Annotated in this window: 13 protein-coding genes; 7 read left to right on the forward strand and 6 right to left on the reverse strand. The window is 34.9% G+C overall.

Annotation, left to right across the window (positions count from 1 at the left end; all coding sequences use genetic code 11):
* Positions 1-131: 131 nt before the first annotated feature.
* Positions 132-641: a plasmid replication DNA-binding protein gene (locus L3V46_RS22745; protein ID WP_239046820.1), complete on the reverse strand. Its 510-nt coding sequence runs from the start codon at positions 639-641 to the stop codon at positions 132-134.
* 289 nt (positions 642-930) lie between these two features.
* On the opposite strand from L3V46_RS22745, the gene L3V46_RS22750 reads away from it, so the two are divergent.
* On the forward strand, positions 931-1266 hold the full coding sequence (locus L3V46_RS22750; protein WP_239046821.1) for a hypothetical protein: 336 nt from the start codon (positions 931-933) through the stop codon (positions 1264-1266).
* 15 nt (positions 1267-1281) lie between these two features.
* Here L3V46_RS22750 and L3V46_RS22755 read toward each other — a convergent pair whose 3' ends face one another.
* Positions 1282-1494 carry a hypothetical protein gene (locus L3V46_RS22755; protein ID WP_239046822.1) on the reverse strand — a complete coding sequence of 71 codons (213 nt, stop codon included), beginning with the start codon at positions 1492-1494 and terminating at the stop codon, positions 1282-1284.
* A 421-nt stretch (positions 1495-1915) separates the two neighbouring features.
* Between L3V46_RS22755 and L3V46_RS22760 the strand changes: the two genes are divergently transcribed.
* The 3 genes from L3V46_RS22760 (at position 1916) to L3V46_RS22770 (ending at position 4101) form a co-directional block, all read left to right on the forward strand.
* Positions 1916-2119: a hypothetical protein gene (locus tag L3V46_RS22760; protein ID WP_057979931.1), complete on the forward strand. Its 204-nt coding sequence runs from the start codon at positions 1916-1918 to the stop codon at positions 2117-2119.
* A 738-nt stretch (positions 2120-2857) separates the two neighbouring features.
* Positions 2858-3796: a RepB family plasmid replication initiator protein gene (locus L3V46_RS22765; protein WP_104129293.1), complete on the forward strand. Its 939-nt coding sequence runs from the start codon at positions 2858-2860 to the stop codon at positions 3794-3796.
* A 2-nt stretch (positions 3797-3798) separates the two neighbouring features.
* Positions 3799-4101, forward strand: a complete 303-nt coding sequence (locus L3V46_RS22770) for a hypothetical protein (protein WP_104129294.1) — start codon at positions 3799-3801, stop codon at positions 4099-4101.
* On the opposite strand, the gene L3V46_RS22775 is transcribed toward L3V46_RS22770, so the two are convergent.
* Positions 4098-4367, reverse strand: a complete 270-nt coding sequence (locus tag L3V46_RS22775; protein WP_239046823.1) for a mobilization protein — start codon at positions 4365-4367, stop codon at positions 4098-4100. The genes L3V46_RS22770 and L3V46_RS22775 overlap by 4 nt on opposite strands.
* 214 nt (positions 4368-4581) lie before the next feature.
* Between L3V46_RS22775 and mobQ the strand changes: the two genes are divergently transcribed.
* The 3 genes from mobQ to L3V46_RS22790 all read left to right on the forward strand — a co-directional run bounded on the left by mobQ (position 4582) and on the right by L3V46_RS22790 (position 6993).
* Entirely contained in the window at positions 4582-5535 is a 954-nt protein-coding gene (gene mobQ / locus L3V46_RS22780) for a MobQ family relaxase (protein WP_065995589.1), read from the forward strand.
* Complete coding sequence (locus tag L3V46_RS22785; RefSeq protein ID WP_239046824.1) at positions 5532-6002, forward strand: hypothetical protein; 471 nt, start codon at positions 5532-5534, stop codon at positions 6000-6002. Before mobQ ends, L3V46_RS22785 begins: the two co-directional genes overlap by 4 nt.
* Before the next feature lie 661 nt (positions 6003-6663).
* The gene (locus L3V46_RS22790; protein ID WP_004641881.1) at positions 6664-6993 is read left to right on the forward strand and encodes a four-helix bundle copper-binding protein; all 330 of its coding nucleotides are present in this window, start codon (positions 6664-6666) and stop codon (positions 6991-6993) included.
* Between the two features lie 128 nt (positions 6994-7121).
* Here L3V46_RS22790 and L3V46_RS22795 read toward each other — a convergent pair whose 3' ends face one another.
* The 3 genes from L3V46_RS22795 to L3V46_RS22805 all read right to left on the reverse strand — a co-directional run bounded on the left by L3V46_RS22795 (position 7122) and on the right by L3V46_RS22805 (position 8805).
* On the reverse strand, positions 7122-7415 hold the full coding sequence (locus L3V46_RS22795) for a type II toxin-antitoxin system RelE/ParE family toxin (RefSeq protein WP_000221358.1): 294 nt from the start codon (positions 7413-7415) through the stop codon (positions 7122-7124).
* Entirely contained in the window at positions 7405-7650 is a 246-nt protein-coding gene (locus L3V46_RS22800) for a type II toxin-antitoxin system RelB/DinJ family antitoxin (RefSeq protein ID WP_000246756.1), read from the reverse strand. Before L3V46_RS22800 ends, L3V46_RS22795 begins: the two co-directional genes overlap by 11 nt.
* Positions 7651-8268: 618 nt before the next feature.
* A complete protein-coding gene (locus tag L3V46_RS22805) occupies positions 8269-8805 on the reverse strand; it encodes a hypothetical protein (RefSeq protein ID WP_239046825.1) in 537 nt (178 codons plus the stop codon).
* Positions 8806-9815 lie beyond the last annotated feature (1010 nt).

Here is a 9815-nt window from a genome sequence, read left to right on the forward strand (position 1 = left end):
CTAGCATCAAATAACTGCGTACCGCTGAATATAAAGCGAAAGCCCATTGAGTTTCAATACTCAATGGGCTTTTTCTTTAAATTAGGTAGTTATTTACCAAATATCTAAAAAAATTGGTTCAATTTCTGCACTTAGCGAAGTATCTCACCCACCAATCGACTAAATAAACTTTTCTTCACTGGCTTTTCAATTTGATGACCTAACGGTGCTGTGACAGTGGTTTTTTCGTCATGTTCTACCTGTAATGATTTTTCTTCTTGAACATGATCGCTACTTGTTCTATCTGTTTCTTGATTTAACTTCTTTTTATCTTCTATCTGCAATTTGTATTCATTGAAATCTTTTCTAATATCAATTATTTGTTGCTTTAAAAAAGCTTTATCTTCTTCTGATTTCTTTAGTTGTTCTTCTAGAATTTCAATTAATTTTATATCTGTATCAGGAACAACATGTCGAACATTTTTGGGAACAGGCTTTTTCTTGATGTTATCAAAAAGACGAATCATATCCTGTATCTGTACAACTTGTATTCCATCCTCATTTAAAGCCGTGGTCAGTTCGCCACGCTTAATTGCTCGATAAATACGAGGTCTGGTCACGTTAAACTGTTTTGACGCTTCGACAATGGTCAGTAAAGACATACTTCTTATTCCAATTTTTTTTAGCAAAATGATATCGTTTGTGCCCTTTGCACCTATCCTGCCCTAGACATAATAGCCTTAAATCCACAGTCCATTACTACAGCATCCTTTGAGTAAATCATAAAAATGGTAGTATTTCGGCACTTTGTGCCTATCCTGCCCTAGAAATCACAGCCTTAAAAACCATTCCCATGTGTTAAAGTGTATTAAAATGTGTTAAAAATCTGACGATGTATTAAAATGTGTTAAAACGTTTGAATATGTGTTAAATCACAAAAATAGGCAGTTTATGGGCATCAAAAATAAAATTACGGGCGTGATGATTGATCTGATCGTTGAACGTAAACAAGACCGAACATTCAATTACACCTATCAGGATATTCAAAAGGAACTGCTGGAAAAATTCGATAAAGTGGTGTCGATTAACTCTATTCGTCTACGTTATCTGAAAGCGATTCAACAACCATCTGTGAATCCTGTTGTTCACGCTATTCAACCTAAAATAGAACAGCAAGAAACTATCGTTGCTGTGAAGCCAAAACCAGTAATCCACAATGGTTTAAAAGCAAAAGTAGTGAGTGATGCAGATAGACAAGCATTACTAGATGAATTAAAAAACTTTTAAGCGAACAGCCAACCGTTACAACTCATACTGTTGTTTCATCTGATTTTTAAACGCTGGTGCTAAATCAGGAAAACGTTGTGCTAATTGCTCGAAATTGGACAGATAGACCAACTTCCCCTGTTCACTGATGGCAATCCTAGAACCGACCGCCAATGAGCGACAACGCTCCTCAAACTGACCTTTAATTACATCAGGATGCGTTACATCAAATTCGGCTAAATTCTGCATGGTGACGCTCCTAGAGGCTGTTTTAGGCGATTGGTAGGGATGATGGCCATTATTTCAGTCCAACTGGCTGAAATTGGCTGTCATTCATGCCAATCATTTTGTATATCAGCTTATCAATGGAATTTAAAATTGCGTATAAAATAAGCATATTAGATGAATGATCCACTAAAAAGCCCAGTTTATGCAAACTGGGCTTTTTCATGTATCTCAATTAACTGATATTATTCAATAAAATCAGAGCATTTCGCATAATCGCCATTATGTTAAGTGAACAATAATTTCGTCGAATATTCAGGCTCTCAATTCTGCAAAACTTGCAGAATCTTGTCTAATTTGTAATCCTTGCGGCCAAGGGTGTCTAGCTAAGCTAAGGCAGGTGTTTGTTGTAGTCGGGCCGCTATAACGGATGACGAGTGCCTGTATGTTTAACCTAAATATCTTTAATAGGATCTCTAGCGAAGTATTGACCATCAAAAATGATCTAGAGCTGAATTCTGAGAATCAACTGATAACTAAATATAAGACTTCTACTTCTGAAGATTATAAAAAAGCAATTATTTTGATTTTTAAAGAACGTGGCTATACCAGGTTAGAAATAGGTCAGTTACTTGAAGGCCAACTGTAAAGACTTCCTAAAATTAACATAATACACCTTATACGAAATACGTTATAATTCCACTTAGAAATCAATGCTGTAGTTTCTAGTTTATAGCCCATCTTCCCCAAGGTGGGCTTTTTTTATGATTTTTCACGTTCCACGCCTATTATTTAAGCAATGTTTCACAACTTTGATTAGCTTCATTAAATAATTAAAACCTAGATAATAAGAACCGAGCGAGTGTCTACGAGCGATTGAGCATCATCAAAATTTCACGCTCGCCCTTTCTCTGATTACAAGCTTCCTTTAGATTTTAAACGGTAGATACAGAGCATCCCGAATGGGTGCGAACTTTGAAGCTTTTGCTTTTAAAAAGCCACGAGCGAAGCGAGTGCCATAGTCCTGTTTTTGCTTTTAGACGTTAGTACTGAAATTAATTAAAAACGGCCCCTCGAAGCGAGGAACGAGCTTCAATAGAGTACGAGCTTTAGCGAGTACCTAGGGCAGTTTTATTTTCTGTATTTTCCTTTTTATCTTTTAAAAAGCTTTTAAAGACTTTTCGCCTCTCTGTATGCCTTACTATTCATAGCTTTCAAACTTTATAAAACTACAAACGCCAAGTATAAAACTACAAACGCCAAGTTAAATGTCTTTATAAAACTACAAACGCCAAGTTTTAAAACTACAAACGCCAAGTATAAAACTACTTGAATATATTTGTAGACTATTATATAAAACTACAATGTTTTACAGTGCAGATTAATTATAAATATGGACATAAGAAAACACTACCCTAAAGATTGGGTTGTACTACAAAATAGAGTTGCTGAATGCTTTAGAGGAATGTCTCTTGATGAAAAACGCTTATTCATCATGGCGACCCCCTTGGCTAGAACAACTAAAATTTCTAGTAATGACCGTGTTTTCATTTCATCAAGTGACTTCTCTAAAGAGTGTGGAATTGACTTATCAACGGCTTATACCGCTTTAGAAGTTGCTACAGATCGTTTATTTACTCGATTTTTTGGTTACACAACCACAGAGGGCAACCGAGTAAAAATCAGATGGGTTAATAAGGTAGTTTATTTAGCAGGACAAGGGGGTACAGAGCTATATTTTACAGATGAAGTTCTATTGCTACTTAGAGAGTTCGATGCTCTAAATCCTTACACGAAGTATAAAAAGGAGGTAGTTTTACGACTTAAGAAAGACTATTCATTAGATTTCTACCACCTAGCCAAGAAGCATCAAACAATGGGTAGTTTTCAGATCAGCCTTGATGAATTATTTGAGCAGCTAGGATTGCCTGAGTCGTACAGACGTATTGGTAATTTAAAAGACCGTGTAATCAAACCATCACTGGATGAGATCACTTCCAACACTGACATTGATCTAAATTATGAAAATATTAAGCGTGGGCGTTCTGTGATTGGTTTTAAGTTCACTGTCAAAGAAAAACCAAAGCCAAAAACAATAGAAACAGGACGAGATGAAAAAACAGTAGATATGTTTTTTAAAATGTCTGATGCACAAATTAATATGTTTGGCAATCAACTTGCCCAATTGCCAGAATTATCATATTTAGCTGTTGGTAATGAGAGTTATGGGGCTTTAGCTAGTCGAATCAAAGACATGCTAAAAGACTCCGATAAACAAAAACAGTTCATTCCATATCTAAAAGACTTAGGATTTAAGGCTAATTAATTATGAATAATGTAGATAAATTATTGATAAAAAATGACCTACCAGAAAATGAATATGAAAAATTCAGGATATATTCAGAAGTTTTTTATAATGTGCCGCCTATAATAATTTTACATGCATTTAAGTGTAAAAATGAGCTAGAGCATAGCTTGAGTGATTACTTAAATTATTGGCATAACTACTGCTCTAAATATGGAGCTATAAACTTATTGAACCTAGGATTATTGCCGGAAAATGAAAAAAAATGCACAGAATTTCTTAATGAAAAATTAGAAGCATGGAAAAAATTATGGGAACATTATTAAAGATCAAATAGCCTTCTATCCCGATCTTCTGTTAAATACTCGTTGAGTTCAGCGAGTATTTTTTCTTTATTGGCTTCATTGGCATTCATTTTTTTAATCAAATAAGAACCGAGCAAAATTTTACGTCGAGTATCATCCTTTCTTTCCTGCTCTTTTTGCTTTGATTTTTCTCTAGCTTCGATAGCTTGTTTGCGAGCCTTTAACTGTTTCAGCTTCTCTAATTGGGCTTCGATTTTCTTTTCAAGAGTTTCAGTAGCTTTTGTCATGAGTCAGATTTCGGGACATAGAAAACCACTCAAGCATAAGGCCCTATGAATTGAAATTCAAGCGGGCTATATGCTATCGTGTTTTTCATGAAATGCGCACTTACGACTTGGATTTCATCCAAGTCAAAGTTTGCGTAAGGGGATACCCCTTAACCCCAAAAAATTGCTACGCAATTTTTTAAAAGCAAAAGCAAAACCATCACAAGGCTAAGGCATGGCAATTTATCACTGTACGACTAAGACCGTTAACCGAAGTTCGGGACGAACTGCGGTTGCCTCTATGGCTTATCGTGCAGGGGAAAAGTTGACAGATGAACGGACAGGATTAACGCACGACTTCACGAAAAAAGAAGGTGTAGTGTATACAGAGATTCTTTCTAACTTGGATACTGAATTAGACCGAAGCAAAGTGTGGAATCTGGCGGAAAAATCAGAAAATCGGAAAGATGCCCGAACCGCACGTGAATGGGTAATTGCTCTACCGGACGAGCTGGATGAAGAACAGCGAAAAGAACTAGCAAGAGAGTTTGCCCAATCTTTAGTAGACCGTTATGGGGTGGTTGCAGATTTAGCGATTCATGCACCTAGCAAAGGTGGAGATGATAAAAACCATCATGCACATATCTTACTGACAACTCGCAAAGCAGAATTAGATACTGAAAATAAACTGGTCCTCACTCAAAAATCGGAAATTGAGTTAAGTAACACCAAAAGAAAAAGCTTAGGCATGGGAACAAGCCAAGAAGAAATTAAACAGATTCGAGCCACCTGGGCAAACTTAGCCAATCATGCTCTGGAATATGCAGGGTATCGGGAAAGAATCGACCACCGCAGTTATGCCGATCAAGGTAATCAGCTACAGGCCACCATACATGAAGGCAGTAAAGTCACCCAGATGCGCAGAAAGGGCATAGATACTGAAATTAGCCGTTTCAACGACACGATCAAACAGCAGAACAGTCAACAGCTCCAATACAAACAACAGCACAAGGAACAGACCTTAGAACAGGGTTTCAACCGTGTTGAAAAAGGCTTTGAGCAATGGAAGAAAGATCAGGAAGCTAAACGCCTAGAACTGGAACATAAAAAGCAGTTAAAGCTACAGCAAGAACAAGCGATGAAGCTGAAACAACGCAAAAGCATGAATAGAAATGGGCCTTCCCTATGAGCAATCAAAACGATTTAGACGACCAGTTATATATTTTATTAGCCTCCATGAAGGAATACAGGGAAGCCATAGCAGATGATAACAAGCGATTAGAGACGTTTTACAACAAGGTAGCTAGTGGGGTACTAGAACAGAGCAAAAAGACCCTAAATAACGCAAATCAGGAAGCTACACGCGCCCTTCAAGGTCGTATTCAGGAGTTAGATAAAGCCACCGATAAATTGAACTACAGATTTATTGCCTTGTTGTGTGCAATTTCCCTTAGTCTGGTATTAGTTTTCCTGTCTTTTATATTTTTATTTATTCCAAGTTTTGATGAAATCCAGCAGCGTCGAGCAGAAGCAGCTTGGTTAGAACAGAGTTACAACCTAGATATTAAAAATTGTAATGGTAGAGCTTGTGTACGGATCATGAAAAATGACTGTCACGGAACGAATAAAGATTACTGTGTGATTGATCCTAAATAATTACTGGTAAGTACTTTGCTCGGTTCTTCTCTTAATCTTATCAATACCGGATGTCGCAAAGTGGCTCGACTTTGAAACATGGCAAAAGCCATATTTCAAAGTGTCGAGCTTTACTTTTCATTTTTTATGTCCTATCTATTTGTCATAAGGAAGCATACTTTCATAGCACTAATAGTGGACTTAATAATGAGAATGTATTTGATTTTCCTGGCTTTTATAATAATGTTTTTTATTTTAACTCTAGTTGTTAAATCCAATAATGATCGGAAAAAATTTGAAGTATTCAATGAAATAGAGACAACAAACAAGTTGATACAAAAAAAACCATAATTTTTTTATGGTTTTTATATTTTCAAATAGTGTTTTAGCAAAAATAATTAAATTTCGTATAACGCCCATTATGTTAAATAGAGGGAAAATCTATTTTTAAAGTGATAAAATTATTGCAGTTATTTTAAGAATAGCTGCTTTTGATACTTGATCATCTAGCCTAATTAAAAACTGTTTTTTAATAATTTGGAATATAAATAAGATTTAGTTAAAATTAACATTATTCATATAAATTAACATTATGTATTACATTTACTAATAATTTAAAATAATTAGTAGAAAAAAATTATGTTTTAATTATTTCTTTGATTATATAAATTGAGAGTAAAAAATGATTAATACGGAATTTTCAGAGTGTATTTCTGCATGTACAAACTGTTCACTTATTTGTACTGAATGTGCAACTTCTTGTTTAAAAGAAAAAGATTTAGAGATGATGCGTGAATGTATTCAACGTTGTCTAGAATGTGCAGATATTTGTCAGTTATGTGTGCGTATGCAACAACATAACTCACCTTTCCTCAAAGAGATTTGTGAGCTTTGTGCTAAGATCTGTGAATATTGTGCGGAAGAGTGTGAAAAACATTCACATGATCATTGTAAAAAATGTGCTGAGGCTTGCCGTCAGTGTGCAGAAGAATGTCGAAAAATTGCCATGTAAAATACTTCAATAATGTTAATTATATGGCTCTAGACTAACATAATCATTCTGCTAGTCTAGAGCCTTTCCTAAAATTAACATAATACACCTTATACGAAGGCAAAAATGGGAGCTATAAGCTCCCATTTTTAGTCTTTAATTCGCTTTTTCGCTTCGTCATAAACTATGCTATCAGCTCGTTTTCCGACGGTAATGAGCAGGATAACTACCTGATCATCTTTAACTTGATAGACAAGTCGGACACCAGCTTTTAATAATTTGATTTTATAGCAACCTGCAAGATCGCCTCTAAGCATATTCTTTGGAATATGTGGCTGCTCTATGACTTTGGCTAGTTTCTTTTTAAATTGATCTCGTATAGCAACAGGGAGTTTTTCCCATTCTGCTGTAAAGTCCTTGTGACGTAAAAGCTTATAAGTCATCTAATGTGACTTCCTCAAACATCTCTTTAGGATCATTAATGCGCTTACGGACAAGAGCTAATAATTCTTCATCTTCTTCCGAAAGCAAAGCTTTTTTGACAGGCAGTTTCCCAGTCGTAGCAACATACTCAAGAATACTAGTGAAGAAATCAGTAGGTGCAATACCTTGCTCTTTAAGGATTGAATAAGATTTTTCTTTAAGGGCTTCATCGACCCTGAAGTTAACAGTAGCCATCATATTTCCCAAGTATTTAATGTATTAGGAATAGTGTAATGCAAATTGCATTACAAGTCGACTTCGCATAATCCGTATTATGTTAATTGTAGGAAAAGTTAACATATCTAAAACTCGTTATGGATAATTCAACTTTCACACATAACTGTATTAATTATTGATAATTAATAAATGATATTCACATTAAAACTATATTTTCTTATTATAAAAGTATAGATGAAAAAAAAGATGAGTTTGCAGACTCATCTTCTTTTAATTTTATCTCCTAGAGTTAAAAGTTAAACCAACTTTTGATCACTTCTATTAAACCATTGATATCTGTGCCAGACAAAAAGCTGAATATCAAAGGTCCTATACTTAAATTGACATTAATATTGGTTCTTGCTCTACAAGCAAAGATCAATATTGCTGTGCTTAAAATAAGTGCAACCAAACACATTGTGAAAATTATAAAACCCAATAACATTGGGTCCATTACGAGCAAAACACCCATACCTATACCTCTCTACTTTTACGTGATAAACATCACGTTTCTTTCTTAAAAGAGCATTATTCATACTCCAACCATTTAAAAAGTTACTCATACTAAAGTTTCCTTTATTTCAAAAAATTTAATCTTCAAGATATTGCACCAACTGCATATGCACGATGCATAAACAGGTCATACATTTCCTTCTGAATCAAACCCTTATTGTTTAATTCTTCAACCGATTTAACAGGATGAAGTAACAAAACATATTGGTATCTACTACCAATTTTTTGAGTCTTTATAAACCCAAAATCTTCCAATAATGCAATTCGTGATTGCCATGATGTAATTCGTCTTTCACTATGAAATCCAGACTCATAAGCAATAACTGACTCATCACTTGTATCAATAATCATTTCATCAAATGTTCTAAACCATAAAGCTAAATAAGTCGCACCTAAAGGCTTACCTTTGCTTAACGAATCTAAAATATTCGAAACCATAGGTAAAACACGGGGTAAATGGACATAACCATTATCTTTCTGTCTATTCCACAACTGATATTCCGTTGAGTCACCAAAAATTCGTTCTCGTGTAGCCTTACGCTTAAAAGCTGGTGATCTATTTTTCGCAATAGGTTTAACATTTTTATTTGATTCATCATTTGTGTTTGAATCTTCAGTCATATTAACATTATTCCTATATATTTCAATTACTTATTAAGATCAACCTTTAATTTATAAATCATGGTACAAATCAGGTTAATAAAATTATTTAACCTTTATACAACAGAAAAAATAATTTTAAAAGCTTTTTTTTTCAAAAAAACAAATTTGTTGTATTATATAGTACAAAAAATATATTCAAACTATTGATTAATATAAAAATATGACGTTATCCTGTTATCTTAGTAATCATAGTATTCCTAGATAATCATTGTAATCTTAAGTTATCCTTGTGTTCCTGTACATCAAAAAATCAATAAAATTTAAAAATATTTAGTAAATTGAAAAGACTTCCTACAAATTAATTTTTGTCTACTTAGCTTCATACATATATACACTCAACTCACTCAAAGTCACATCAGCCGTCGGGCAAGCCCTTTAGGCTGATGGTGAACGTTGAGTGAGTTTCGGCAATACTCACCCTAAGAGCCCGCAAAAATTGCTAGCTCTTAAAGTATTGCCGAATACCAATTTCAGGCTGACGGAGCCACGCATCGGTCGTCCACGACAGTAGGTAATTGTACTTTCCTACATAGGCTGAGATTACGATTCACACACCGCATCGACACGTTCTCAAACCGAACAGTTTGCTTATCTCTGTGAGGGTTTCCCCAACATACAATTTAAAGCATCCCTGAACTACTCATCACGCTGTTGCTTTGTCGATTTTCCCTAGTAGCAACTCTTGCCTTAGATTCTTGTTATATCCATCTAAAACAATCGCTGTGGTGCGCTAGCGTCGCTTGTTCCTTCCACCCACACCACATGCCAGCCGTATAAAACGGACACGCAGAAGAAGGCAAAGCTCGATCTAGGAACTTATTTGATGATTAAAAACACTGTATTAACGAAGACTTATCATTTTGAGTCTTGATCTAAATGCATTTTGCTGTGAAAATGGAGTTCAGGTACAAGCCTTAGCGTGAAATCATAACGGTCGCCAAACCTTATGATCTTCGTTATTCGATGTT

This window comes from Acinetobacter sp. AG3, from assembly GCF_022343575.1.
Lineage (GTDB): Bacteria > Pseudomonadota > Gammaproteobacteria > Pseudomonadales > Moraxellaceae > Acinetobacter > Acinetobacter guillouiae.

Coding starts and splice junctions, on each gene's coding strand:
- L3V46_RS22745 (WP_239046820.1), bottom strand. CDS start 641: ATGTCTTTACTGACCATTGTCGAAGCGTCAAAACAGTTTAACGTGACC.
- L3V46_RS22790 (WP_004641881.1), top strand. CDS start 6,664: ATGATTAATACGGAATTTTCAGAGTGTATTTCTGCATGTACAAACTGT.
- mobQ (WP_065995589.1), top strand. CDS start 4,582: ATGGCAATTTATCACTGTACGACTAAGACCGTTAACCGAAGTTCGGGA.
- L3V46_RS22760 (WP_057979931.1), top strand. CDS start 1,916: ATGTTTAACCTAAATATCTTTAATAGGATCTCTAGCGAAGTATTGACC.
- L3V46_RS22750 (WP_239046821.1), top strand. CDS start 931: ATGGGCATCAAAAATAAAATTACGGGCGTGATGATTGATCTGATCGTT.
- L3V46_RS22800 (WP_000246756.1), bottom strand. CDS start 7,650: ATGGCTACTGTTAACTTCAGGGTCGATGAAGCCCTTAAAGAAAAATCT.
- L3V46_RS22770 (WP_104129294.1), top strand. CDS start 3,799: ATGAATAATGTAGATAAATTATTGATAAAAAATGACCTACCAGAAAAT.
- L3V46_RS22805 (WP_239046825.1), bottom strand. CDS start 8,805: ATGACTGAAGATTCAAACACAAATGATGAATCAAATAAAAATGTTAAA.
- L3V46_RS22775 (WP_239046823.1), bottom strand. CDS start 4,367: ATGACAAAAGCTACTGAAACTCTTGAAAAGAAAATCGAAGCCCAATTA.
- L3V46_RS22785 (WP_239046824.1), top strand. CDS start 5,532: ATGAGCAATCAAAACGATTTAGACGACCAGTTATATATTTTATTAGCC.
- L3V46_RS22755 (WP_239046822.1), bottom strand. CDS start 1,494: ATGCAGAATTTAGCCGAATTTGATGTAACGCATCCTGATGTAATTAAA.
- L3V46_RS22795 (WP_000221358.1), bottom strand. CDS start 7,415: ATGACTTATAAGCTTTTACGTCACAAGGACTTTACAGCAGAATGGGAA.